The sequence below is a fragment of the Undibacterium sp. Ji42W genome (genome assembly GCF_049340405.1).
Classification (GTDB): Bacteria; Pseudomonadota; Gammaproteobacteria; order Burkholderiales; family Burkholderiaceae_D; genus Undibacterium.
Genome location: NZ_JBMPOV010000003.1, coordinates 456,053 through 480,033, shown reverse-complemented (window position 1 = coordinate 480,033; position 23,981 = coordinate 456,053). Strand labels below are relative to the sequence as shown.

The window sequence follows — 23,981 nt, the reverse complement described above, 5'->3', positions numbered from 1 at the left end:
GAAACACAATGAGTGCGATTATTCCATTCGACTTTGGAGCAGTACCAGCGTATCTGCAACAAACTGCAACATCCGCCGACGCCATGTTGGCACATGCCAGCAAGGGCATGACGACGCTGAGTATCAAAGGTAAAACTTTCGCCATCGTCCGTGGTAAAGAACGCGAACTGGTCATGAACCCTAAAGACCCGGAAAGCGTAGCACAGTACGTTGAAGTAGTGATCTTGAAAGTCAGTCCACACAAAGCCAAGGTGTTCTACGCCGCCGGTTATGCAGATGGTTCAGACGGTAAGCCTGACTGTATGTCCAACGATGGCATCAAGCCAGACCCGACAGTACCGAAGCCTCAATGCTCCACTTGCGCAGCCTGCCCACGTAATGTCTGGGGTAGCAAGATTGGCGAAAATGGTAACAAGGGCAAAGCCTGCCAAGACTCCATCCGCATTGCAGTAGCACCGGCTGACAAGCTGGACGACGCCATGCTGGTACGTATCCCACCAGCGACGATCAAGAACCTGGCTGACTACGGCAAACTGTTGAAACAACATGGCGTTGGCCCGGCAGGCGTTGTTACCCGCATGGCGTTCGACAATGAATCGCCAACACCTCTGCTGACGTTTAAACCAGTGGGGTTTCTGTCCCAAGAGCAGGTCACTGAAGCCCTGGAAATCTCTACTGGTGACAAGGTGCAGAACATCATCGGCGGCAGCGCTGAGGAATATGCAGAAGCACCACAACAGGCACCATCCCAACCAGTAGCTGCGCAGGCTGCAGCACAGGGCGCAACTGCGCCAAAGATCACGCAGGCAACGAAAGAAGTCAGGGAAGTTGAAGTGATCGCTGCGGTACAAGAAGCTGTGCTGATAACCAATGCCGCCAATAAAGCAGCAGATACTGATGGTACGCCAACTGTAGTCACCTCGCTGGAAGATATCGACCTGGACAATCTCAGTTTCGACTAATCCATTAGCCTGACCTGGTGGGGGTTCGCCCCCACTTTTCTTTTTCCAGGAGGAACAATGAGCGACCAATTAGCACCATCAGCAACACAGGTAGGCGGCACCCACTACAAAGACATGCCCATCCAACCGATGGAGTTTTGCATGAAGAATAAGTTCGACTACGCCACATCCAACGTCATCAAGTACGTGACGCGGAAAAAGGGGGATGCCGCTAAACGAGCAGAAGACCTGCGCAAAGCCATCCATTGCATCCAACTGTTGGCCGAACATGAAGGAATAACATTATGACAAATCAAGTAGAGTACAGCATAGACGCCAGAAAGCTGGCAGGCGTAGTGAATGAATTGAACCAGGTGGCAGCAGGCAAAGGCTTTACCAGACTGGAACTCATACTCGGCCTGGCTGAATACGCAGGACGCTGCATCGTTGATTCTGCAGAGACACCCATACAAGCCCAACAGATTGCCCAGGTAGCCTTCAGTCACCTGTCACAAACAATCACCGCAGGTATGGCGGCTAACAAATCCAGTATCGCAAGGTTAGGATGAATACATTAGAGTTCTTTCAGAGTGTCATGCCACCCACTGGTGGTAGCTACGCTGTCGTCGTTCGTGCTGGGGCAATGCCTCGCCACATCTACTGTAAAGACCTGACCGAACTCGCCAATAAAGTCATATCTGTTGATCGCCACCCTGAAGACCTGACAGCCTATTTCGCCCTGGCTACGTACCGTGAACCCTTCGTTATGGGTATCAACGGCAAAGGCGAAGAGGTCAAGCAGTGGCGTGTAAACAAAAACCGGATGGATGTAAAGTCCTTCTGGGTTGACCTGGATTGCGGCGAGGAGAAGGCAGCAGACGGGAAAGGATACAAAGACAAGAAAGAAGCAGTTGCAGCATTGTTAGAGTTCTGTAAGACGGTGGCGCTACCCATGCCACTGGTAGTAAGCTCAGGCCGAGGCATCCATGCCTACTGGCCACTGACTGAGGCAATTAGTTTCACTGAGTGGGAGGCGACAGCCACGAAGTTCAAGATGCTGGCTGCGCAGGAGAAGCTATTAGCTGACCCAACACGTACAGCAGACGCAGCGTCCATACTGCGCCCAGTCGGAACACATAACAAAAAGGCTGCACCACTAGAAGTAAAAGTACTACTCACACACAAAATAGTGTTAGCACCTACTGATTTCGATAGCATAGTGACTGCTGCTTTACACGAAGATGTTAGTGCATTATCGCTTTTCAGTAAGCCGCTACCCGACTATCTGAAGGCCACAGCAGACGAAACAGCAGCGTCACATTCACGCGCTTTCCTGCCTTCTGATGCAGATAAAGTGGCAGACGGATGTCAGCAGATAAACGTGTTTCGAGCCACTGGCGCGGTGGAGTATCCAGTCTGGTTTGCAGCAATAGGTGTACTGAAACACTGCACCAACGGTGAACAAAAAGCCCATGAATGGAGCGCCAAGCACACGTCGTACACCGCGCACGAGACACAGTTCAAATACGACTCGTATAACGCTGGCCCATCCACATGCGAGAAGTTCAGGTCTGATAACCCCAAGAGCTGCGAAGGATGTCCTCATGCAGAACAAGTGACGTCGCCAGTGCAGTTGGGTGCGGTTGCGCCGCCGGTTAAACCTGCTGAGATTGTCACTGTGGTGGTTGATACGGAGGTTGTAGAAGTCGAGGTACCACAACTACCCGAAGGATACTGGTTTGAAGATGGCGTCATGTACGGCATGGGCTTTGACAAAAAAGGGAACCAGATTGCAGTAGCGTTTGCCAACTCCCTGTTCTACCTGACTGAGTGGGCGAAGTCATCTGAAGGCTATCTCACCAAGGCCAGGACACACGAAAAGCATGGTGGTATCCGGGAGTTCGAGTTACCCATCGAACTGATCGCTGAAGGGTCCAGTGGACTACGTAAGCACCTGGGTAAAAACGCAGTTTTATTAACTAACAACAGAGAATCAATCAACGTTATGTCTTCTTATTTAGCCTCCTCAGTCTTGAAACTGAAAGAAGCCGCTGCAGCAAGAAAACAGTTGACGCAGTTGGGCTGGAACGCCGACCTGACCGAGTTCGCTCTGGGCAGTACGATTTATCGTGCAGGTGGTGAGACTGTTGAAGCCACCTTGTCTGGCGCAGCCAACAGGGAAGGACTTACACCGAAGGGTGATGTTAACGACTGGATTGCAGGCATCAACACCATGTACAACCATGATGGCATGGAGCCGTATCAGTATGCAATCTGTACGGCACTGGGTTCGCTGTTGACACCCATAGCAGCCATCGACAAGTACAACGGCATCCCGCTGGCATTCACTGGCACCAAATCCGGTACCGGTAAAACCACGGTGTGTGCTTCGGCGCTGTCCGCACTGGGTAACTCCAACAATCTGACCATCAATGGCCTGCGCCATGGCACCACCAAGAACGGCTTGTATGCCAGCTTTGCCGCGCTTCAGAACATTCCTTTGCTGATCGACGAAGTGACCAACTCATTGGCAAAAGACTTCAGTGAACTGATGTATTGCACAGCCAACGGTCAGAGCAAAGTACGCTGTGACAAGGCAGGTAATCCACTGCCTGTATTCCGCTGGGCCATGTCCTGTTTCATGACTGGCAATGGCGACATCAGCGCCACCATGTCTGCCAAGGGCAAGAACTCAGAAGCGGAGTCAGTGCGGCTGATTGAAATCTATGCCGATGATATCGAACCGCCCATGCAGTCCAGGGAAGTCGCCATCGAAGCGCTGGGTAAAATCGCATCAGCAGCAGGCACACCAGCAGTTGTGTTCATTAACTACTGCCTGAACAACATGGAGGCTGTAAAGAGCTTACTTCGTGCTATCAACATGAAAATAGAAACAGCCATCGGTGAAGGCCATGCCGAACGCCGCTTCTATATAGGCCACGCTACATGCACCATGGCAGCAGCGAAGATCATGAAACAGTTGGGATTGATTTCGTTCAATACCCAGGCAATGTACGACTGGATTATTGCGTACCTTGAGAAACGCTGTGACAACATCAAGAACGAGAATGAACAGTCTGCTGAAGCCATCATGTCTGACTTCATGAATGAGTTTGGCCGCAATATTATTGTCTCTAAATACTTCAACAGTCTGCGCGGTGGGAACATGAGAGACGGTGGACGTGCGGTTGTTATTGGTGAACAGTTATCGTCTGGGGTATCCGCGCCATTTGTAGGTCGCTATGTTACTGGCGGTGATGAAGGTGGTGCCATGGCAGGAAAACTGATTGTAAAAACAGGTGATCTTCGTCATTTCTGCGTTGAGAATAGATACTCTTTCAAAAACCTGATGACATCGCTAGTGAACCAAAACTGTTTGTACGGTCAGGCTCGAGGGGTAAGATACACGCTCACTCAAGGCATCATCAATCAGCCTCAGATCAACGCAACCTGCATAGTCATTGACGTTACCAAATTATATGAAGGCTCCAACATACCAGCTCTTACACTGGTAGAAAACAATGACGCCCAGGAGGAAACAGCGACATGAAAATGGTGTACTACATTCTCAGCCGATACGATAAACCCAGGTTGCGCATAGAAGAAGTGTGTGAATGCCTGGGTATCACGGTGCAAGCGGGCTACCAGTTACGTTCAAGGGGGAAGTTCCCCATACCAATGACTGGCAACCCGTTACAGGCAGACTTCAGGGATGTTGCAGAATACCTAGAGTCGCAACGCAACATCGCTAATAGCGAATTCAATAAGCAAATAACTTTGGAAGAAAATTCAAATGACAATACCAACTAAACTACTCAGCTCACGTGAGATAAAACATATACTGAGCATCAGCAACACCACACTGTGGCGCTTGATTAAATCAAAAACGATTCCAGCCCCCATCAAAATCGGCAGGCTGAACCGCTGGGTGGCTGAAGAAATTAACCAGTATATTGCTGGTCAAGCCAATCAGACCACCAAGCCATAATCTCACGACGGTGGGGCAGATATTGCGCACGATGATAAGCTGCCCTGACCATATTAGTTTCACTATGCGCAAGCTGACGCTCAATGGCGTCAGCACTGAATTGAGGTTGCTGGTTCAGTATCGTACTTGCCAACGCACGGAATCCATGCACAGTCATTACACCACGGTAGCCGAGCCTATATAACGCAAACAGCAAGGTGTTTCCAGACAGTGGGTGACCTGGGCGAACCATAGACTCGATCACCAACCCACTTTCAGTCTCATATTTTTTCAGTTCATATAAGATCGCCACCGTTTGCGGCGTCAACGGTACTACATGAGGCATCCTCAATTTCATCCTGTTTTCAGGAACTACCCAAACCATGTTGTCGAAATCTACTTCACTCCACTTCATCCCAATCAACTCTTTAGTACGAACAAATGTATACGCCATCAGTTTTAACGCAAGTTTTGTTATTGGTTCGGAATAAGTATCTATGGCTGTTAGAAGTTTTTTCACTTCATCACCATCAGTTGAAATACTACGGCGCGGTATTTTTGTTTTCCTACTAGGCAGTACACGAGTCAGCCGCCTGGCTGGATGAGACTCCAAAACGCCACAATCCTGAGCGTAGTCAAACACGGCACAAATACGCCCAGCTACACGATGTGCTGACTCAGGAATGTGCACCATTTTTTGAATAGCAGTTACAAGCTCAAAACGTTTAATTTCATCCATGCGCTTGTCTCCAATAAATGGAATCACAAAATTATGGAGCGTAGAAGACACTTGATGTTTATGGGACTCACTACTAAGTGATGGAAGTTTTACTAGCAGCCAACGCTCAGTCATTTCTTTAAAGGTAGGCACAGCGACTTTCTTTTCCTCCACAAAAAGCTTCCGCTCAAGGTTCATATGACGAGCTTGTGCCAGCCCAATTTCTGGGTATCGACCATATGTAATCGTCTTTTGTTTGCCATCGTCTTTATAGTTTGCTCGCCAAACTTTTGTGCCCACCGGCGTGATGTATAAATATAGACCGCAGCCATCAGTAAGTTTATAGGCCGCGGCTTTTGGATGTGCTGCGTTAATACTTTTTACAGTGAGTTTCATGATCATGGTATACGAGTAGGTGTACCATATTTATACCATTTTCCAGTGGGGTTAACTTAGAAGGTATCATGTATACGATGGAACGAACATTTGCGATTTCTCCTATGAAAAACAGATAGCTCGGTATACTTGCGATACCTGTTAACATACACGAATTCAGCAACGGTGAGATTCGAACTCACGGCCCCCGACAGCGATTGCTGTATGTAGACAGGTGCATTCGACCACTCTGCCACGTTCTCAAAATTCTTTGTTGCCACATACTCGGTACGCGCAAATTTTATCTCTGCTCAATCTCGTCCTGCCTGGCAGCGAACGTCGCTGGATGCCAGATCAAGTCTGGCGTGACGATGGTAATATTGATGGCTATGCTGGTACGCGTGGCGGGACTCGAACCCACATGCCAGAGGCGCCGGTTTTTAAGACCAGCGTGTATACCATTCCACCACACGCGCATAAATCATTGAACTCCATCTGCTTTGGGGTGACACCCGGAATCGAATCGGGATAAGTGGACATATGCGGAATCACAATCCGCGACTTTGTCCGTCATTTATGACCATCTCAACGCAGGCTGATTTTTTTCTTTCATCGTTGAACCTTTGCTTGATCTCGTAGGGTGCGCCGTGCGCACCGGCACGCGCGTTTCGTTGATCAACGATGGTGCCCGCGGCGCACCCTACAAAATCATGCAAGACTCAAACTGGTCGGCGTGCGAGGATTTGAACCCCGGACCTTCTGCTCCCAAAGCAACTGCGCTACCGGGCTGCGCTACACACCGAAAAAACTTTTCACTACTCAATACTGGAAGGGGATCAAGGATTCGAACCCTAGCGTACCGTGACAGTGAAAAACGAAGTGCCTGCCATGTGTGCGTCGATCATGGCGGCGTTGCAAATACTCGCGATAGTCCCACTATCGCTGCGTTTTGCGCCTTACCCTGTTCGCCGGGCACATGTCCTTCACATTCGCTTTCACTATCACGGTCCACTGATGCCGGGCTCAAATTCCGATGTCTGGCCTCTTGGCTAATCCCCTATATAACTGGTGCGCACGGAGGGACTTGAACCCTCAATCCTTTCGGCACTGGTTTCTAAGACCAGCGTGTATTCCAATTCCACCACATGCGCTTAATCATTCTTCAACCTGCTTTGGGGTGACCACCCGGAGTCGAACCGGGATAAGCGGATTCACAATCCACGACTTTCACCATTAAGTTATGGTCACCCCAAAGCAGGCTGATTTTTTCCTTACATTGCTGAACCTTTACTTGGTCTTGTAGGGTGCGCCGCGCGCACCAACGCACACGTTTCATTGATCAACGACGGTGCGCACGGCGCACTCTACCAAGCTGCTAATTCAGGGTGTAGAGAACGCCGTTTACCACGACGCCCTCTACAGAACGATGCAACGTTCAAACTGGTCGGAGTGCGAGGATTTGAACCTCGGACCTTCTGCTCCCAGGGCAGTAGCGCTACCAGGCTGCGCCATACTCCGATATGACTGTTAATGCCTGTTGCAATCTGCCATCAGGCTAAAAATTCTGCGCTCCGCAGGGCTTTCGCAACATTGTCCCAGCAAGGCTATCGCTTTATAAAACCTCTCTTACAGGAGAGGTTCCTTACGTCGGCAGACAATATATTGTCTGACACCCCGACTACACCGCCAGCGACGACGACAGTACTTTAGTACCGAATTTGCTAAATGCGGGAGCTGCAACGCAGCTGGGGCGGTTTTGCGTAAGCCCTGCCTAAAAACTAAAAAGCCCGGTGTGCTGATCGCATCCGGGCTTGTCGCTACAGTTGATCTACACCTTTAATTGGTGAGACTTCCCTGTGGGGTTTCCCCCCGGATGTTGAATTGCACGCATGCGCCGAGATGATGCAAGGGCAAGGCGAAGAGCGGGCTGGGTGGTGCTAATTGTGCTTGCAAGGCTGGCTGCGACTGCAGGTCAGTGGCCAAATGGGATGGGAGCGATGCTACATTCAGCAGCGCTGCACCAGCCTGTTCCATACCCTGCGCGATGAGGCGCAGGGTATGGTGCAGTTGTTGGAGTAGCGTTGCTTTCACAATATGTCCTGTTCTTTATGATGGCGTATTAATCTGGGGTGTTGCTGTATTCGATGGATGTATCTTGCCATAGCTTTTTAAATAAAACAAGCATGGCATGACGAATTTATTCAATTAATTGATATATTTTTGCAATGGGTGGGCATTTTCGGAAAATTAAACTATGAGCATATGCATGTCCATACGATGAAAGTGTCTTGATTTATTGAAATTTATGCTAGAGTAAATTACATTGAAATATTTTTTGTATATGCTTGAAAGTGATGCTTTGAAAGAGATTTTTGCATTGCACATGTGCTTGACTTAACGATGCCAATCGCAAAAGTGATGCTTTAATCCCCTTTCCTTCAATAGGATAGGAAACGTCCTCACTTGCATCCTTACCGGAATAAGCCATGCCGCAAACCAGTACAGACAACACCCAGCCCACCTCCCCCGCCTGGCAAAACTGGAGCCAGAACCTGTTTTACCAGGGCGATAATTATTACTACTCGCCAAGCACACGCGAAGAATTACAAGCCATCGTCACCAGTGCCGCGGCACAAAACAAACGGCTACGCGTATCCGGTCAGCGCCACTCTCAAACGCCGCTGGTTGCCAGCACTGAAGCGCCTTCCAGCAAGTTCATCATCGTTGATCTGTCTTGCTATGCAGACCTGGGCAGTGAAGGTGACCAGCGCATGCAGCTCAGCAGCGATGGCAAAAGCGTCACCGTCAACACTGGTGTACGCGAAGATGAACTCGATGCCTTTCTAACCCAAAACAAGCTGATGCTGGAAACCGTGACGGCTGGTGGCTTTTTCAGTCTGGGTGGCATGACTGCGGTAGATGTGCATGGCGCAACGGTGCAGGCACCAATCTTTGCTGAGACGGTGACAGCCTTTGCCATCATGGGCGCCAATGGCATCGTCACTACCATAGACGCCAGCACACCCAAGGTGGGCGCTTGGTCACCGTTGCAATTTGCCCGTGTGTCACTCGGTGCACTGGGTGTGGTCATTGCCGTTACCATCAAGGTTTTGCCGCGCCCGTTTGCGAATTGCCTGACATCCGGCATCAATGATTATGTGTGGGAAAACGCCGCCAACTTTGGTGCAGGTTTGTCTGCCCTGCTGGCGTCCAAGTCCAGGGTAGAAACTTTTTTCAATCCCTATGCGATGACTGGCACCAACAACTTCATGGCAGCGTGGTGGAATGTGGACAATGGCTCAGGTGCTGCGCCTGTACCAGATCCTGCAGCAGATGCCTGCCAGCTCGCGCAAAAGAATGAATTTGGCGCGCCCTATTTGCCTTATGCAGCAAAAATCGCCGAGGATGCTGCCATCTATGCACAGAGCTTTGACGCACCTATCGTTGGCACCGCAGCGGCAGCGATGATCACATCGACTGCAATCTCCGTCATCAAGGGAGAAGTCAAAGCGGCAGCGCAAAAGAATTCTGATCTATGGCTGAGCGAAGCTGCCAGGGTGATTTTCATGTCTTATTTTATCGAGCTGCCTGACCTGGGTGCAGAAAGTTTATCTACGGTCTGGGGTGCGTTGACATCAGTCAGCGACAAGGTCAACAAGAGCAGCAATTTCCACATCGCCGCACCGATGGAGTTTCGTTTCATCAAAGGTGGCAATACTGCCATGGCAGGCACCTATAGCAGCAATGCCGATGCTTATTTCGTCAATCTTGACCTGATCGCCTTTGTCGCCGTACATGAAGACAAAAGCGGACTCGACTACCCGACCAAGCTGCTGAATTTTTTTGCCGATATCGAAAGCGAATGGGTCGCACTGGGCGGCTGGCCACATAACGGCAAGATGTATGGTTTCTACGACCCGGTAGCCAGTCCCGGCAAAGGCACATTGCCATTCAACCCGGCATTCATCAGCCAACTACACAGCCGCCGCAAAGAACGGGTGCAAGCTTTTGATGGATACCGCCAGAGTTGTGATCCTTCGGGGATGTTTTTGAATCCTTATGTGGCAAGGCTGGTAGGGAAGTAATGCCGTTTTTTCAGCGATATTTTATAGCGATATTTTACAGCGTTATTTCGCAGCGATTTTTTGCGACCATATTGACGAGAAGGATAAGTGTAGCCGTAACGGGAGGTGCATTGTGATGTGCCCTACATCACGGTAACGGTCGAAAATGGCGGATGTAGATACGATGAGCACCGTGCAATCGAACGCAGTCTACACGCCGCAATATGAACACATTCGCATGTCTATCTTCATGCAATCCCCACTACCTGGCAATTTTCTTTTTTTGAACAGCTGTGGCAGATTTGTGACCAGCACCATCCGGCGCACGAATAAAATCAACGAATGCACGCAAGGGTGCGGGCAGGTGCCGCCGCCCAGAATAATATAAAAACGGCCCCGGAAAACTCAGCCACCAATCCTGCAATATGGGTTGCAACTGGCCTGATGCCATGTAGAGAGCAAGCCATTCTTCAAACAGATAAATCACGCCGTGGCCAGCCACCGCTGCATTCACTGCCAGATCCATCACGGTGGGGGTCACGATCAGGGGGCCGCTGGGGTCGAGGCTCAATTTTTGCCCGTCGCGCTCAAACTCCCAAGGGAAAATAGCGCCGCTGAGAAATTTGCCACGCAAGCAGGCGTGTTGCAGCAGATCACGCGGGTGCTCAGGTATGCCGCGCCTCTCCAGATAAGCTGGCGCGGCAGCGACAGCAAAACGTTGCATGAGCGGGCCTATGGGGACGGCGATCATGTCTTGTTCCAGCCGCTCGCCATAACGGATGCCCGCATCACATCCGCTCGCCACGACATCGACAAAGTTATTGTCAATGACGATATCGAGCAAGATATCCGGATACTTGCGCATGAATTGATCGACGATGGGTTGCAGGAAAAAAAGTGCCGCACTGACTGGCACGTTGAGCCTAAGCGTGCCACGCGGGCTGTCGCGCAAATCGTTCAATACATCGAGCGCGCTGGCAACATCGTTGAGTGCGGGTTGCAGGCGGCTTAGCAATAGCGCCCCGGCCTCGGTTGGCGTGACGCTGCGGGTAGTTCGCAATAACAGCCGTATGCCAAGCTGGCTTTCCAGCCGCCTAACTGACTCGCTCAGTGCCGAGGCTGATTGCCCACTGGCGCGTGCAGCCTGGCGGAAGCCACGGTGCTGTACGACCAAGGCAAAGGTGGACAGGTCAGCCAGTGAATGCAAGTCTGTGGTCATGGTTGGAATGCTCCATTGTGCGAAATATCGTACAAGCCGTGCGGAATTGCCCTGATTATCACACAGTAAGACTCTCGCTATGATGTATCCATGCCCTGCCCCACCACGCGATGACCGCGAACAGGGACTTGGCAAAAATTGTCAACCATCACCCCGGAGTTTTTATGAGCACTTATTCCCCCTCCCGCGACCAGTTCACACCGGCCTATTGCGATATGACATTCAATCGCATGGGCTACGGTGCCATGCAACTGGCGGGCCCGCATGTGTGGGGCCCGCCCAAAGACCGTGCCGCCGCCGTGGCAGTACTGCGTGCGGCAATAGAGCTGGGCATCAACCATATCGATACCTCAGATTTTTATGGGCCGCATGTGACCAACCAGATCATTTGCGAAGCGCTGCATCCTTACCGCGAAGAGCTGACCATTGTCACCAAGATAGGTTTCAAGCGCGGCGATGATCAATCATGGCTGCCCGCCGCATCTGCGCAGGAATTGCGTGATGCCATCCACGATAACTTGCGCAACCTGCGGCTGGATGTGCTTGACGTGGTCAACCTGCGTGCGCCTGGCGTGGCTGGACCGGACGGTTCTTCACTCGCCGAAACGCTTGACACCATGCTGCGTTTGAAACAAGAAGGTCTGATCCGCCACATAGGACTCAGCAACGTCGATATGCAGCAACTGGCAGAAGCGCAGCAGATCACTGACATCGTCTGCGTACAAAACCAGTACAACCTGGCGCATCGCGGTGACGACGCCATGATAGACACACTGGCAGCACAGGGTATCGCCTATGTACCGTTTTTCCCGCTCGGTGGGTTCACGCCATTGCAGTCTGATGTGTTAACGCAGGTGGCTGCAAGCTTGCAAGTCCAGCCCATGCAAGTGGCACTGGCTTGGCTATTGCAACGCGCACCTAACATCCTCGTCATCCCCGGTACTTCGTCAGTGGCACATCTGCGCGACAACGTTGCAGCGGGGGCGCTGCAACTTGATGAGGCGGCATTGGTGGCGTTGAACAATATGTAAAGGCAAATGAGTAGCCAGCTTCATTCAGCCCTGAATGAAGCTGTCCACGATTTTTGATGCCAGAGATACTGCGGCAATCCTGGCAAAAAGGAATAATCATGCGGCGCACTGGAATGCCCTCCCGTTACCGCTACCCTTACGGCGATGATGGCGAATCTCGCAGAGTTGGTGGGCAAAACCATGCAAGATCAAGTCCGTCCTGTGCCATCACAGCCTCGTCCAATATGGGCGAAAACGGCACAACGGCCTGTTGCTCCAGTCTGGCATACAACTCTGCACCAAAGCGGTGTGCATAATCTTCTTTGGTGGCCTTGGTTTTATCTGCCCACTCTTCAGTCGTGCTGTGCTTGTGATCAACATGATGGCCTATCTCATGCAAGAGTGTCCGGTACAATATGGTGTGGCGCAGTGACGGGGAGTCAGACGATATTGAATAGCCTTGGCGGGTGCGTGCGATAGCATGGCCATCTTGCTGCAAGCGCGCCAGTTCGCGCTGGCTTTCCTGGCTCAGCGATTTGGGCCATTGATAGCCATCGAGATTATGGGCTTCAATGACGATAGCAGCGCCACATTGCTGGCGTATCTCAAATGAGAAAATTGCCCTTCCCCACACCGGGCGCAAGATGCGCTGCTTGCGGGTGGGCTGGCGCAACACGATGAAATCAAAAGCGGATAAAACTTCTGGCGGGCAATGCCCAAGTACCCTGCAGATATCGTCTATGCTGCAGGCATAAAAGCAATCAGACCGGGTTGGTTCGACAAAGAAACGCATGTCGCGTCCGGCGATATCGCGCCTGACCAGCACATGCGTAGTGAGCTTTTCGTAAAAAATTTTACCCCAGGCTTCGGGCACGGCCATGCGGTTATCGTTGCCGTGACCTTGGGCCTTGGTGCCTATATTTTTATTTCTGCGGGTGGGATTCCAGGCGCGATGCATTGATCATGAATGATGTTGACGAAAGCATCGATTCTAATACAAACAACCAGTCGCAACATCGCCTGGTAGGTTGCGCCATGCGCACCGTCGTGACATACAAAAACGGTGCGCACGGCGCACCCTACAGGATAATTTCTTCCCCGCTCAATACTTGACAATATACGTCAGCGCAAAATACGGAGGCCGGTTTTCATGGGGCTGATCATTACCGGTTTTGTCAGTGCCATTAATAGGTGTGTTATACCTGGTTTCATAGGGAAGATCAGTATCGTCATCGCCCTCAAACGACCGGTTGTGCAAGCCAAAATTGCCACCGTTAATGGTGTGCGAATGAGATGGCAGTTGCGCAGTGGTCAACGTCACTGTTTCTGCACCGCCAGTTGCGCTGGTCGCGTAGTTACTCAACCCGGCACCCTGACCTGCGCCGACAACAAAGCGGCTGCGCAGGTCTGGTAGGGCACCATTGACCAATAGTGGATACAGGTTAGGATAGGTTGCCTGGTCTATGCGCGTACCATCACAGAGCAGCCAGCCATTCGGCGCGCTTTGCCCCAAAAAGCTGACTACCGTACCAACCGGCATGGCGATCAGGGCAACCACCGAGCCAGTGTCGGCGGGGATATCGGCATCCGTCGTATATGTCATCATCCATTCCTTCTTGTTTGAGTTGCACAGCGAGAGTATCAGGCAATTTCAGGCAGCAGAGCAAGCAGGCCGGATGCCATTAATTAACACAAGAATAATTGTTAATTAATTAAATCTCAAGCCTAATTCACAAATAGCCTGCAAAACAGGGGACAGATGATCACAACTGTCTTCAAGGCAAGCTATATTCAAAACTGTAAAAATGCTGACCTTCCTTGATGTCTATACCCATGCTGCCGCTGATACCAGTCAGTTCATCAGTACCAGAATCAGGCACGACCTGTATCGTCAACTGTGGCTGGCCACGGTTCATGATGCCGGTGTGCATGAGGACAAAGCTGCCTTTCTTGCCAGCCAGGGTGCCAGTCACCCTTTCTATGGCGACATAGCCTGCCGAGCCCTTGACCTCGGCCATGGCTGACATCATTTCGCCCAGGCTGTGCGCTTCAAGCTCGCCATGAAATTGCTTGTCTATGGTCATGCGTCCCAGTTTGGCGGATTCTATGCCGGGTGCGGCAGCTTGCGGATTGAGTTTGACGTCAAATGTGCCGTTGACCTTGTGCGTGTTTTGCATGCGCTGCTCCTTTACAATGGTGGATGGTGATACTGCAGTTTGCGCCCGGGAGGTACCAGTATAAAGGCAGACTGTGCTGGCAACGACAAAAGCGATTGCGCTGGGTACATTGGTTGTCATCTCTGCTCACTATGGAAGATTACATGAACAGGATTACACCAGAGTCTTCATGCACAGGATAGTAAAAACGCGACAAGCGGAAAATGAAGCAAGAGAGACAAAAAGATGACCCAGCCTGTATCCACAATCACCAGCACAGACGCCGGCCAGACACGCGGCGTGCTGCGCCCGGCCTTTAGCGAAGGTGAATTCCAGCACCACCGGCAATTGCCGTCGCCCGCGCTGGCCGGGCTGGTCGCGCATTACTGGCATGTGGCCTGGGATTTACGCGGCCTGCCAGCGCAAGAGCAAGCGACCCTGCCACATCCGAATGTGCATCTGGTGGTGGAAAATGGCGAGGCGCGTATCTATGGCATACACAGCGGGCGTTTCATGCGCACTTTGCAGGGCAAGGGACGCGTATTTGGCATCAAGTTCAAGCCTGGCGGGTTTTACCCGTTTTACCGGCAGGCGGTGGCGCAACTGGGTAACACCTCCATCGATGTAAGCGCTTGTTTTGGCAGGCATGGTGCAGACTTTTGCGCAAAGATACTGGCGACAAATGATGTGCAAACCATGTCCACTGCGGCAGAAGCTTTCTTGCTGCACCGCCTGCCACCCGCTGATGAACAGGTTGGCCGCATTAGCGACTGGCTGACTCGTATAGAACAGGACCGCAATATCATCACCGTTGAAGACGTGATGGCAATTGCAGTCATGGATAAACGCAGCCTGCAAAGACTGTTCCAGAAATATGTGGGCATAGGCCCCAAATGGGTGATACAACGCTACCGCCTGCACGAAGCGGTAGCCCAGGTGCAAGCAGGCAAGACCCTAAGCTGGACTGATCTGGCGCTGGAACTGGGCTACTTTGACCAGGCCCATTTTGTACGGGATTTCAGGCAGTTGGTGGGAATGACACCGGGGGAGTATGAGAAGAGTTTGCAATGCATTTGAGATGGGGATTGATGCGGGTGTTACGCGAGGATGAATGTGGCGAATGAATCAGCAAGTATGATTTACTTGCAAAATAATTAATTTTACACTATCTTAAAACGACCATCTCTCCCTAACCGACAGAAGGCATCATGCAATACGATCCCAGCAAGACCGCCTTGTTCCATCCTGAATCCCAGCCAAGCTTATTGGGGACGGAATTGCCGTGGACTACGCATGCCATTTGCGCCGAATTGTCGCGGCTGGCTTACTGGCATTATGAAGAAGGCGGGCAGGTGCTGGACCACTTCCAGGGCATATTGATGCAGGCACAGTTTGGCGAGGCCAGCCTGCTGCTGGGTGTGAATACCCATACCCAGGGCTTTGCTGTCGTCAAGGGTGATACTGCGTATATTGCCTTCCGCGGTACGCAGCCGGATGACCCTACTGATATCCTGATTGATGGTTTGTTCTGGCCAGTGAACTGGCAGGGTGATGGCCAGGTGCATGATGGATTTTTGCGCGCTTACGACAGCATCGCCATGCAGTTGAACGACTGGCTGAAAAACTGCACGGCAAAAATAATCTATATCACCGGGCATAGCCTGGGTGCAGCAGTCGCCACACTGGCCGCTGCCCTGCTGCCTGACAGCCGCCTGGTGACATTTGGTTCACCGCGCGTGGGCAATGCCAGCTTTGCCGCCATGTTTAAAAACCGCCAGGTTGACCGTTACGTGAATTGCGCCGATATCGTCACCATCCTGCCGCCAGAATCCGAATATTATGCCCACTTGCGCGGCATGCATTATCTTGACCGCCACGGCGAACTGATTGCAGCCGCCAGCAACCTGGACATGCTGCAAGACCAGACCATCGCCAAGGCAGATTATCTGCTAGCCTATGCGTGGCGCAGTGAGAATGTGGGTTTTCGCTCAATGGCAGATCATGCACCGATTAATTATGTGAAGGCAGTGTTGGGTTTGTGAAGGGTTAACATATCAGTGTAGTAAAGCAAGGACCAAGACCTCCCGGCACAGAGACACGGAGGAAGGAAGGCTGCTTGCAAGCAGTCCTTCTTCACGCAGGCGTGGCAAGCCGCACGAATCCCCTGCTACACCGCAGAGTAAGCACTGAGGATAAGCGAGTAGAGACGATTAGCGCACCGTAATCGTACGCATGCCTCGACGAAAAATGGATCAGCGCAGGGCGCATTGTAATACGCCTCCCATGACGGCTACGTCACGGTCAAGCGTAGTTCGCTTGTTATTACCAGGCGGATGAGCGCGATTACGCGATGCTAATCGCCCCACCGCATCAAGGCCTGTTACCTGCTCTCATCAAAAATGCTATCCTTATCCATCAAGCTCACCAGACGCCACCATGCCCGCCAGCCTGCAAAAACAATTCACCATGCTGCCATGCCACCAGGCTGGGGTGGAAGCGGTGCGGGCGCAATCCAGGCATAGTTTTGGTCGGCACATGCATGAGCAATTTGGCATAGGCGTGGTGGTACAAGGTGCTCAAAAATCCCTGAGTGGCGTTGGCATGGTCGAGGCCATGGCCGGGGATACCATTACCGTCAACCCTGGTGAAATCCATGATGGCACACCCATAGGTGATAGCGGGCGGAGTTGGCAGATGCTGTACTTTGAACCAACCCTGATCAGCAGCATCATAATGGATATCAGCGAAGGAAAAACCACGCAGGCAGAATTCAGTCTGCCAGTCATGCGTGATACGCACATCAGCCAGACGGTACAGCAATTGTTCATGACGATGACAGCTTCACCTGGTATGCATATGCCGGCAGAACAACAAATGCTGATACTGTTCGCCCGCGTCATGCAAGCAGCCAACGTGTTCAACCAGACAGTGCCACAGGCCATACACCATGCGCGTAGCCGCATTGATGATGACCCGACTGCCAACCTCAGCCTGCAGGACCTGGCGCAGCAAAGCGGCATGAGCCGTTTCCAGCTTTTGCGTGGCTTTGCCAAGGCTACCGGCATGACGCCGCATGCCTATATCCTGCAACGCCGCCTGCACCACGCCCGCCGCCTGATTGCTGCGGGCATGCCACTGGTACAAGCCGCGATAGATAGCGGCTTTGCTGATCAAAGCCATCTGACGCGGCTGTTCGTGCGCAATTTTGGGATGTCTCCCGGCATTTATAGCATCAAGCGCTAGCCTGCAATTTTATTCAAGACGGCACTATGTCAAGCTGTCACGCTGAGGCTTTTCCATCTAGGATGAGGCAAGCAATGTCAGACAGATTTTTGGGATATGCATATTTGGCGCTGGCAATGATCGTCGTCGGCAGCACGGTGGTCGCCAGCAAAGTGATAGGCAGTGGCTTGCCGGCATTCACCGCAACGTCACTGCGTTTTGCGATTGCCCTCCCCTGCTTTTTACTCTTGATGCATGTCACCGGCGCACGGCTGCCAAGGCTGGGCAAGCGCGACTGGGGTTTGCTGGTCTTGCAGGCGGGTGCGGGCAGTGTGGGCTACACTACCCTGCTTATCAGCGGCATGCATCTGACATCTGCTGCCGATGCAGGCGTGATTATCGGTACCCTGCCCATCGTCTCTGCGGCAATTGCCATCGTCTTGCTGGATGAAAGGCCACAAGCCAGCTTATTGCTGGCTGTGCTGCTGGCAGGTGCGGGGGTGCTGTCAATCGCGATACGGAAAGATGGCAACGGCCAGCATTCACTTTTAGGCAATGCGCTGATCTTCGCGGCCATCGTCTGTGAAGGCTTGTTCATCTTGCTGAATAAACGCCTGAAGACTGCGATACCACCACTTGCCCTGTCCACCATCATGACAGGCTTGGGGCTGGCTTTGTCCATCATACCAGCCCTATTTGAAATGCCATGGCAGTCACACGTTACCAGCAATGCGGTATGGGCAGTGGTCTATTATGCGATGGTGCCGACGGTGGCGGGCTTTTTGCTGTGGTATGCAGGCGCCGCCAAAGTCAGCGGCAGCGAAGCCGCCCTCTTCACGGCGCTGGCACCAGTGTCCGCCGTCGTGCTCGCCATCATGGTGCTGGGTGAAGCCGTCAGCAGCAGCCAGATCACCGGTATCGCCTGCGTGTTATTGGCGATCGTGGGGATGGCTTTATTGGGCAGCCGTGAGGATGGTGTGTAGCAGACAAGAAAATTTTGTCAATTTGTATGGTGCGCCATGTGCAGGTCGCCATGCTCACAAATTCCAGACCACTCGCCACAGAGACAAACAGACACCGAGTTACCGAGATACCGAGATACCGAGACACAAAGGTAGCGCTGTGGTTTTGACGTTGCGCACGACTCGCCTTACCACCCATGGCATGCACATGCTCTCTACTATATCCCTCTGTGTCCCGGTGTCTCTTTGGTGAGATTTTTGGACTTTTACAAAAACCACAAATAAATGACCTGTAGGGCGCGCCGTGCGCACCGTCACCTTGTCTAAAAAACGGTGCGCACGGTGTACCGTACTGATGTTTTCGCTCTAACCTGTTCCTTAAAAACCGTGTACATTATGCATTTATCTAAATCGTCCACCCCAATTCAGGAACGCGCCATGCTCATCAAAAAACTGCTCCCGTTTTGCATCGCCTTGACCATAGGTGCATTGACATTCAATGCCAACGCGCAAGGCCTGTCACCGACCGAGCAAAAAATCGTCGCCGCCGTGCAAGCACGCTCTGAAGCTTCACTGCAACTTCTGGAGCGCAGCGTCAACATCAATAGCGGCACACTCAATCATGCGGGCGTGCGTGATGTCGGCAAGCTGTTCCGCGCCGAGCTTGATGGCCTGGGCTTCAAGACCAGCTGGTCTGAGATGCCAGCAGCCATGAACCGTGCAGGTCATTTGCTGGCCGAGCGTGAAGGCAAACAAGGCAAGCGGGTGCTGATGATAGGCCACCTCGACACCGTGTTTGAAAAAGACAGCGCCGTGCAGTTATGGGACAAGCAAGGCAACCGTGTGCGCGGCCAGGGCGTCAATGATATGAAGGGTGGCGACGTCATCATGATAGAAGCCCTGCGCGCCCTGCATGCCGTTGGTGCACTCGACAATACCCGCATACAGGTGATCTTTAGCGGTGATGAAGAAAGCCCGGGCCACCCGCTTGCCACCGCCCGTAACGACCTTATCAACGCCGCCAAACGCAGTGACGTAGCCCTGGCCTTTGAGGGTACGGCACTCGATAAAAACGGCAATGCCACCGGCACCGTAGGCCGCCGTGCCTCTGGCGGGTTTGTGCTGGATGTGACGGCTAAACAAGGCCATTCAGCCTCCGTATTTGGCCACAATGGCTATGGCGCGATTTATGAAACTGCACGCATCCTGAACAGCTTTCGCGAAACCTTGATCGAACCTGACCTGACCTTCAACCCCGGCAATATCGTCGGTGGCACCGAAATCAGTTACGACAACCTGAGCAGCAAGGGCACAGCCTTTGGCAAAACCAATGTCATCGCCCCCAGTGCCCAGGTACATGGCGATTTACGTTACCTCAGTGTAGAACAGGGCCAGCGCGCCAGAGACCACATGAAAGACATCGTCAGCAAAAACCTGGCTGGCACCAGCGCAACGATACGCTTTAACGAAAATTACCCACCGATGTCCCCCACCCCCGGCAACTACGCCCTGCTGGACCTGTATTCCAAAGCCAGCTTTGATGCAGGTCTCGGTGAGATCAAGGCCATCCCACCGGGTGAACGCGGCGCCGGCGATATACAATTCGTCGCGCCCTATGTCGATAGCCTGGATGGCCTCGGCGCCACCGGCAGAGGTGCGCATTCACCGGATGAAGACCTGGATATTTCTTCGATACAAAGAGCGACGATCAGGACGGCGATTTATTTGTATAGGTTGACGCGGTAAAACCAACGGCCAGGCAGTCGGTACGACCACAGCCTGCGCCGATTACGTCAGCCTCTAGCACGAGGTAGAGGAAATTAAAATGCAGATAATAGAATTTAAAAACCTAAGGGCCGTAGGTACGATTAGCGCTAGCGTAATCGTACGCATGGTCAGCGACAATCCTCCATGCTGCCTGACACTCCTTGGCCTTGTGATGAGATAAAATCTGACATTCAACACGCTCACTTCGCAATGGGGCAGGCGGACAAATGGATTGCTTGAGACGACTTGTAATTTGAGGTATCGCATGCGTACGATTACGTATGCACTAATCGTATCTACGCAAGCTGCTCGGCGTGCCTGGAACGGCAAAATTCTGGATTGCTGAGCATTTTGGTGTAAGACGCCGAAAACTTACGACAAATTTACTTGGGAAATATGAAAACAGCATACATCAGCGGTCATTTAAAGATTTCAAACGAAGAATTCACCGAGCATTATGTCCCCAAACTAGCAGAGGCGTTGGAGCGGGGCGACTCATTTGTGGTTGGCGATGCACGGGGAGTAGATGAAATGGCACAAGGGTATCTCGTCTTATATACCGACAAGATTAAGGTATATCATATGTTTGAGAAACCTAGAAACTGCGCGTTTGGGCTTGAGACAGTCGGCGGATTCAACTCAGACGAAGAGCGGGATGCTGCGATGACAGCGGCAAGTGATGATGATATTGCCTGGGTGAGGCCCGGAAGAGAAGATTCTGGCACGGCAAGGAACCTTAAACGAAGACAGGATAGTAGGTAAGATTAGCGCAAGCGTAATCGTACGCATGGTCAGCGGCCAGCTCCCATGCTGCTTGACAATCCCTGTTCATGCGATGAGATAGAATCTGGCATGCAACACGCTCACATCACAATGGGGCAGGAGGGTAAGTGGATTGCTTGAAGCAACATGCAATTTGAGACATCGCATGCGTACGATTACGCTTGCGCTAATCGTACCTACACGGACTGAATATTTATTACAGAGTTGCAGACGAAAATGCTTCGATACGGTTATAGGAGCAAGGTTTTCATGTCATTGCACGCCACCTTGCCGCCATTAATTCAAGAAAACCATACTTCCCACAACCAGCATCACCATCATCACCAATCCCCAGACAATAAATTTATTTGAATTTTTGGTCGCAGTCTTTTTATGCTGTTCGATGACGATAGGCCATATCAATAGATAGTCGATAGCCAGGATAAAAAGCTTTGCATAAGATTTTCTAGTTCACTCAGCGCTACGGAATCTCAAGCTTAGCACAAGCGGCACCGCCAGCGCATACACCACCATCACACTGAGCCAGATCGCCCCGGGCCATTGTGAGCGCACGACGAAATACAGCGTCGAGAACATCAGCGGGCCAATGATGGACGCGAGGCTGACAGCGGATGCCAGCACCCCCTGGAATTGCCCCTGCATGCCCTCATCGACCATGCGGCTTGCGAGGGATTGCAAGGCGGGTATGCCGACGCCGCCCATGACAAAGATGGGCATCACTGCAAACACCATCCAACCCTGCTTTGCAAAAGCCATGACGACCAGGGCCAGGCATGTTCCCGCAAACCCCGTCAGTATGGTGCCGCGCTCACCCAGCAACTTGACAGCAGGGCCGGGCAAGAAGGCTTGCGCGAGTGCTTGGCACAGGCCATAGGTGCCCAGAGACAGGCCTATCCACAGACCGTTCCAGTGAAAGGCATCATTGCCCCATAGTGACCAGCAGGTGCCATACACTTCACCCGTCATGCTGAGGATGAAGAAGACGACCGTAACGGGCACCAGGTTCTTCATGGAGAATATCCAGCGCATGGGCAACAGCGGGTTAAGCGCTGCCAGATCCAGCTTTTCCCGGCTGGGTGTGCGTGATTCTGGCAAGACGAAGTATGCCATCAGCAGATTGGCCGCGTTCAAGATCGCTGCCGCGATGAATGGCAGGCGTAGCCAGTAGTCACCCAGCACACCACCCAGTATCGGACCGATGATGAAGCCTGCCCCAAACACCGCATTGAACAGGCCAAAGCGGCGTGCCCGCTGGTCTTCTGGTGAGATGTCGGTGATATAGGCCATGGCCACCGCCATGTTGGCGCTGGTCAGCCCGGCGATGGCGCGACCCAGGAACAGCATCCAGAGTTGTGGCGCGAATGCCATGACGAGGTAATTGATGGCCGCGCCGGCCAAGGAGATTAACAGCACCGGGCGGCGGCCCAGCCTGTCACTCAATGCACCCAACACAGGTGCAAAAATGAACTGCATCACTGCATATAGCGCGGTCATGATCCCTATATAGGGCGCGACATTGTCGCCATGGGTGACCTCTTCCAGCAGGCGCGGCAGGATGGGGAAGATCAGACCTATCCCAACCGCATCGAGACCGATGGCGGCGAAGATAACGCTCAATGCCTTGCTGCTTGTCTTGTTCGTCGCGTGATTCATTGCGGTCTTAGTTGTGATGTTAGTTGTGATGTTAGTTGCTTCAGTCATTGCCCTGCTCCTGTACAGCCTGATTTTTTGGACATGCGTTGTCGATTGGCAGCAAGGGCGCACATAGTTTGCGGCATCGCACAGCAGCGATTTGATAGCACATTTGCTTTTGTAATTTTGGTCATAACACTCACCTTCTTATTTATATACCAAATATAATTATATACTGAGTACATTTAATATATGCTATGATTCGAAGCATGTCAAATCCATCCGATCTCCGTTCCCGCAAACGTCTGGCCATGCGCCAGGGCATCTCCAATGCTGCCACCCTGCTCTTCCAGGAGCGTGGATTTGATCATGTGACGGTAGACGACATTGCGACCGCGGCTGACGTGGGGCGGATGACGGTGTTCAATCATTTCCCCCGCAAAGAGGACATGTTCTTTGACCGTGATGAAGAGGGGCGCGACCTGCTGCGCGAGGCTTTGCGCCAGCGCGATCCCGCCATTTCCCCAATCGAGACCCTGCGCCTGCTCGCGCACAAACTCGTGGCAGAAGAAAGCCCCTATGTCAGGTTTGCCGCCGGTGCCAAAGGTTTTATCTCGCCAGGCAGCCAGGGTTTCATAGAAACCATAGAAGGCAGCGACACCCTGAAGGCACGCGCCAGGGCCATACGCGATGAGATAGCACAAGTCGTGGCAGAGTCATTGGCGCTATCCCTGAAGCGTGAAGCTAGTGACGCCGATGCCGCACTGGCGGCTAATTTATTGCTGGCGACATGGACGGTGGCACTTGTCCAGGCTCACCAGAGTTTCAGGCAAAAGCAGGATGCGGCAGAAGCGAAAGCAGTTTTTCTGGCGATTGTTGATAGAGGTAGCGTGGGGATCAAGGCGGCGATGGCGGGGACGGTTTATGGTTGAGATTGGCTACATGAATGCCGGAACCTCATATTGCCGCGGCATCGTGATGTGGCCTGTCCCTATACTCCTTGAGGCTTCTCACTATCGTTGATGACAGCATTTGCGCAGATGGATCGCAGCCTGCGCTGGGATGACCTGAATATGTGTTGCGGTACTTTAAACTCCACGGCTTCGATACGGTTATAAGAGCCGCGCGTTCACTTTAAAGCCGTATCCGGTAGCGTGCGTTGCAA

The 23,981-nt window shown here is 52.3% G+C and carries 22 protein-coding genes and 6 tRNA genes; 15 read left to right on the top strand and 13 right to left on the bottom strand.

Features of this window, described 5'->3' with window-relative positions; genetic code table 11:
- The first annotated feature begins 8 nt into the window (after positions 1-8).
- Genes ACO0LG_RS08485 through ACO0LG_RS08460 form a run of 6 tightly spaced genes read left to right on the top strand, consistent with a single transcriptional unit; the run spans position 9 to position 4,929 of the window.
- Positions 9-962 (top strand): hypothetical protein, encoded by a 954-nt coding sequence (locus ACO0LG_RS08485; RefSeq protein WP_423025242.1) that lies wholly within the window; start codon positions 9-11, stop codon positions 960-962.
- 57 nt (positions 963-1,019) lie between these two features.
- Positions 1,020-1,250, top strand: a complete 231-nt coding sequence (locus tag ACO0LG_RS08480; protein WP_423025240.1) for a DUF3310 domain-containing protein — start codon at positions 1,020-1,022, stop codon at positions 1,248-1,250.
- Positions 1,247-1,510 (top strand): hypothetical protein, encoded by a 264-nt coding sequence (locus ACO0LG_RS08475; RefSeq protein ID WP_423025238.1) that lies wholly within the window; start codon positions 1,247-1,249, stop codon positions 1,508-1,510. The genes ACO0LG_RS08480 and ACO0LG_RS08475 overlap by 4 nt, the downstream gene beginning before the upstream one ends.
- Positions 1,511-1,536: 26 nt before the next feature.
- Positions 1,537-4,491: a DUF927 domain-containing protein gene (locus ACO0LG_RS08470; RefSeq protein ID WP_423025236.1), complete on the top strand. Its 2,955-nt coding sequence runs from the start codon at positions 1,537-1,539 to the stop codon at positions 4,489-4,491.
- A complete protein-coding gene (locus tag ACO0LG_RS08465; RefSeq protein WP_423025234.1) occupies positions 4,488-4,751 on the top strand; it encodes a helix-turn-helix domain-containing protein in 264 nt (87 codons plus the stop codon). Before ACO0LG_RS08470 ends, ACO0LG_RS08465 begins: the two co-directional genes overlap by 4 nt.
- Complete coding sequence (locus ACO0LG_RS08460) at positions 4,735-4,929, top strand: helix-turn-helix transcriptional regulator (RefSeq protein ID WP_423025232.1); 195 nt, start codon at positions 4,735-4,737, stop codon at positions 4,927-4,929. The genes ACO0LG_RS08465 and ACO0LG_RS08460 overlap by 17 nt, the downstream gene beginning before the upstream one ends.
- On the opposite strand, the gene ACO0LG_RS08455 is transcribed toward ACO0LG_RS08460, so the two are convergent.
- From ACO0LG_RS08455 to ACO0LG_RS08420, 8 genes are all read right to left on the bottom strand, one after another.
- Positions 4,883-6,022 (bottom strand): tyrosine-type recombinase/integrase, encoded by a 1,140-nt coding sequence (locus ACO0LG_RS08455; RefSeq protein WP_423025230.1) that lies wholly within the window; start codon positions 6,020-6,022, stop codon positions 4,883-4,885. The two genes, ACO0LG_RS08460 and ACO0LG_RS08455, sit on opposite strands and share 47 nt — an antisense overlap.
- Before the next feature lie 157 nt (positions 6,023-6,179).
- Positions 6,180-6,264: transfer RNA gene (locus tag ACO0LG_RS08450), tRNA-OTHER, on the bottom strand.
- Between the two features lie 130 nt (positions 6,265-6,394).
- Positions 6,395-6,477 (bottom strand) — tRNA-Leu (locus ACO0LG_RS08445).
- Positions 6,478-6,726: 249 nt separating this feature from the next.
- A tRNA-Pro gene (locus ACO0LG_RS08440) sits at positions 6,727-6,803 on the bottom strand.
- A gap of 264 nt (positions 6,804-7,067) precedes the next feature.
- Positions 7,068-7,152 (bottom strand) — tRNA-Leu (locus tag ACO0LG_RS08435).
- 22 nt (positions 7,153-7,174) lie between these two features.
- Positions 7,175-7,249 (bottom strand) — tRNA-His (locus ACO0LG_RS08430).
- Between the two features lie 193 nt (positions 7,250-7,442).
- Positions 7,443-7,519, bottom strand: a tRNA-Pro gene (locus ACO0LG_RS08425).
- Between the two features lie 318 nt (positions 7,520-7,837).
- Positions 7,838-8,092, bottom strand: a complete 255-nt coding sequence (locus ACO0LG_RS08420) for a hypothetical protein (RefSeq protein WP_423025228.1) — start codon at positions 8,090-8,092, stop codon at positions 7,838-7,840.
- A gap of 395 nt (positions 8,093-8,487) precedes the next feature.
- On the opposite strand from ACO0LG_RS08420, the gene ACO0LG_RS08415 reads away from it, so the two are divergent.
- On the top strand, positions 8,488-10,086 hold the full coding sequence (locus ACO0LG_RS08415; protein WP_423025226.1) for an FAD-binding protein: 1,599 nt from the start codon (positions 8,488-8,490) through the stop codon (positions 10,084-10,086).
- 241 nt (positions 10,087-10,327) lie between these two features.
- Here the strand turns inward: ACO0LG_RS08415 and ACO0LG_RS08410 are convergent, their stop codons facing one another.
- Complete coding sequence (locus tag ACO0LG_RS08410; protein WP_423025224.1) at positions 10,328-11,284, bottom strand: LysR substrate-binding domain-containing protein; 957 nt, start codon at positions 11,282-11,284, stop codon at positions 10,328-10,330.
- Between the two features lie 215 nt (positions 11,285-11,499).
- Between ACO0LG_RS08410 and ACO0LG_RS08405 the strand changes: the two genes are divergently transcribed.
- Positions 11,500-12,315: an oxidoreductase gene (locus tag ACO0LG_RS08405; RefSeq protein WP_423025579.1), complete on the top strand. Its 816-nt coding sequence runs from the start codon at positions 11,500-11,502 to the stop codon at positions 12,313-12,315.
- Between the two features lie 136 nt (positions 12,316-12,451).
- Here the strand turns inward: ACO0LG_RS08405 and ACO0LG_RS08400 are convergent, their stop codons facing one another.
- The 3 genes from ACO0LG_RS08400 to ACO0LG_RS08390 all read right to left on the bottom strand — a co-directional run bounded on the left by ACO0LG_RS08400 (position 12,452) and on the right by ACO0LG_RS08390 (position 14,471).
- A complete protein-coding gene (locus ACO0LG_RS08400; protein ID WP_423025222.1) occupies positions 12,452-13,252 on the bottom strand; it encodes an ImmA/IrrE family metallo-endopeptidase in 801 nt (266 codons plus the stop codon).
- A gap of 144 nt (positions 13,253-13,396) precedes the next feature.
- Positions 13,397-13,897, bottom strand: a complete 501-nt coding sequence (locus tag ACO0LG_RS08395) for a phage tail protein (RefSeq protein WP_423025220.1) — start codon at positions 13,895-13,897, stop codon at positions 13,397-13,399.
- Positions 13,898-14,069: 172 nt separating this feature from the next.
- Positions 14,070-14,471 (bottom strand): DUF3224 domain-containing protein, encoded by a 402-nt coding sequence (locus ACO0LG_RS08390; RefSeq protein ID WP_423025218.1) that lies wholly within the window; start codon positions 14,469-14,471, stop codon positions 14,070-14,072.
- A 225-nt stretch (positions 14,472-14,696) separates the two neighbouring features.
- Here ACO0LG_RS08390 and ACO0LG_RS08385 point away from each other — a divergent pair, with 225 nt between their 5' ends.
- The 6 genes from ACO0LG_RS08385 (at position 14,697) to ACO0LG_RS08360 (ending at position 21,163) form a co-directional block, all read left to right on the top strand.
- Positions 14,697-15,527, top strand: coding sequence for a DUF6597 domain-containing transcriptional factor (locus ACO0LG_RS08385; protein ID WP_423025216.1), 831 nt, complete (start codon positions 14,697-14,699; stop codon positions 15,525-15,527).
- 131 nt (positions 15,528-15,658) lie between these two features.
- Positions 15,659-16,492, top strand: coding sequence for a lipase family protein (locus ACO0LG_RS08380; RefSeq protein ID WP_423025214.1), 834 nt, complete (start codon positions 15,659-15,661; stop codon positions 16,490-16,492).
- A 394-nt stretch (positions 16,493-16,886) separates the two neighbouring features.
- Positions 16,887-17,693, top strand: a complete 807-nt coding sequence (locus tag ACO0LG_RS08375) for an AraC family transcriptional regulator (RefSeq protein ID WP_423025212.1) — start codon at positions 16,887-16,889, stop codon at positions 17,691-17,693.
- A 74-nt stretch (positions 17,694-17,767) separates the two neighbouring features.
- A complete protein-coding gene (locus ACO0LG_RS08370; protein WP_423025210.1) occupies positions 17,768-18,655 on the top strand; it encodes a DMT family transporter in 888 nt (295 codons plus the stop codon).
- A gap of 417 nt (positions 18,656-19,072) precedes the next feature.
- Complete coding sequence (locus ACO0LG_RS08365) at positions 19,073-20,380, top strand: M20/M25/M40 family metallo-hydrolase (RefSeq protein ID WP_423025208.1); 1,308 nt, start codon at positions 19,073-19,075, stop codon at positions 20,378-20,380.
- Between the two features lie 417 nt (positions 20,381-20,797).
- Positions 20,798-21,163 carry a hypothetical protein gene (locus tag ACO0LG_RS08360; protein ID WP_423025206.1) on the top strand — a complete coding sequence of 122 codons (366 nt, stop codon included), beginning with the start codon at positions 20,798-20,800 and terminating at the stop codon, positions 21,161-21,163.
- Positions 21,164-21,634: 471 nt separating this feature from the next.
- Here ACO0LG_RS08360 and ACO0LG_RS08355 read toward each other — a convergent pair whose 3' ends face one another.
- Positions 21,635-22,885, bottom strand: a complete 1,251-nt coding sequence (locus ACO0LG_RS08355; protein WP_423025204.1) for a TCR/Tet family MFS transporter — start codon at positions 22,883-22,885, stop codon at positions 21,635-21,637.
- Between the two features lie 200 nt (positions 22,886-23,085).
- On the opposite strand from ACO0LG_RS08355, the gene ACO0LG_RS08350 reads away from it, so the two are divergent.
- A complete protein-coding gene (locus ACO0LG_RS08350; protein WP_423025202.1) occupies positions 23,086-23,748 on the top strand; it encodes a TetR/AcrR family transcriptional regulator in 663 nt (220 codons plus the stop codon).
- Positions 23,749-23,981 lie beyond the last annotated feature (233 nt).

Bases quoted from the DNA above. Each gene is read 5' to 3' on its own strand.
- ACO0LG_RS08385 (WP_423025216.1), top strand. From the start codon at position 14,697: ATGACCCAGCCTGTATCCACAATCACCAGCACAGACGCCGGCCAGACA.
- ACO0LG_RS08415 (WP_423025226.1), top strand. From the start codon at position 8,488: ATGCCGCAAACCAGTACAGACAACACCCAGCCCACCTCCCCCGCCTGG.
- ACO0LG_RS08465 (WP_423025234.1), top strand. From the start codon at position 4,488: ATGAAAATGGTGTACTACATTCTCAGCCGATACGATAAACCCAGGTTG.
- ACO0LG_RS08370 (WP_423025210.1), top strand. From the start codon at position 17,768: ATGTCAGACAGATTTTTGGGATATGCATATTTGGCGCTGGCAATGATC.
- ACO0LG_RS08395 (WP_423025220.1), bottom strand. From the start codon at position 13,897: ATGACATATACGACGGATGCCGATATCCCCGCCGACACTGGCTCGGTG.
- ACO0LG_RS08350 (WP_423025202.1), top strand. From the start codon at position 23,086: ATGTCAAATCCATCCGATCTCCGTTCCCGCAAACGTCTGGCCATGCGC.
- ACO0LG_RS08375 (WP_423025212.1), top strand. From the start codon at position 16,887: ATGCCCGCCAGCCTGCAAAAACAATTCACCATGCTGCCATGCCACCAG.
- ACO0LG_RS08365 (WP_423025208.1), top strand. From the start codon at position 19,073: ATGCTCATCAAAAAACTGCTCCCGTTTTGCATCGCCTTGACCATAGGT.
- ACO0LG_RS08405 (WP_423025579.1), top strand. From the start codon at position 11,500: ATGACATTCAATCGCATGGGCTACGGTGCCATGCAACTGGCGGGCCCG.
- ACO0LG_RS08470 (WP_423025236.1), top strand. From the start codon at position 1,537: ATGCCACCCACTGGTGGTAGCTACGCTGTCGTCGTTCGTGCTGGGGCA.
- ACO0LG_RS08380 (WP_423025214.1), top strand. From the start codon at position 15,659: ATGCAATACGATCCCAGCAAGACCGCCTTGTTCCATCCTGAATCCCAG.
- ACO0LG_RS08455 (WP_423025230.1), bottom strand. From the start codon at position 6,022: ATGAAACTCACTGTAAAAAGTATTAACGCAGCACATCCAAAAGCCGCG.
- ACO0LG_RS08400 (WP_423025222.1), bottom strand. From the start codon at position 13,252: ATGCATCGCGCCTGGAATCCCACCCGCAGAAATAAAAATATAGGCACC.
- ACO0LG_RS08485 (WP_423025242.1), top strand. From the start codon at position 9: ATGAGTGCGATTATTCCATTCGACTTTGGAGCAGTACCAGCGTATCTG.
- ACO0LG_RS08355 (WP_423025204.1), bottom strand. From the start codon at position 22,885: ATGACTGAAGCAACTAACATCACAACTAACATCACAACTAAGACCGCA.
- ACO0LG_RS08480 (WP_423025240.1), top strand. From the start codon at position 1,020: ATGAGCGACCAATTAGCACCATCAGCAACACAGGTAGGCGGCACCCAC.
- ACO0LG_RS08460 (WP_423025232.1), top strand. From the start codon at position 4,735: ATGACAATACCAACTAAACTACTCAGCTCACGTGAGATAAAACATATA.
- ACO0LG_RS08390 (WP_423025218.1), bottom strand. From the start codon at position 14,471: ATGCAAAACACGCACAAGGTCAACGGCACATTTGACGTCAAACTCAAT.
- ACO0LG_RS08410 (WP_423025224.1), bottom strand. From the start codon at position 11,284: ATGACCACAGACTTGCATTCACTGGCTGACCTGTCCACCTTTGCCTTG.
- ACO0LG_RS08360 (WP_423025206.1), top strand. From the start codon at position 20,798: ATGAAAACAGCATACATCAGCGGTCATTTAAAGATTTCAAACGAAGAA.
- ACO0LG_RS08475 (WP_423025238.1), top strand. From the start codon at position 1,247: ATGACAAATCAAGTAGAGTACAGCATAGACGCCAGAAAGCTGGCAGGC.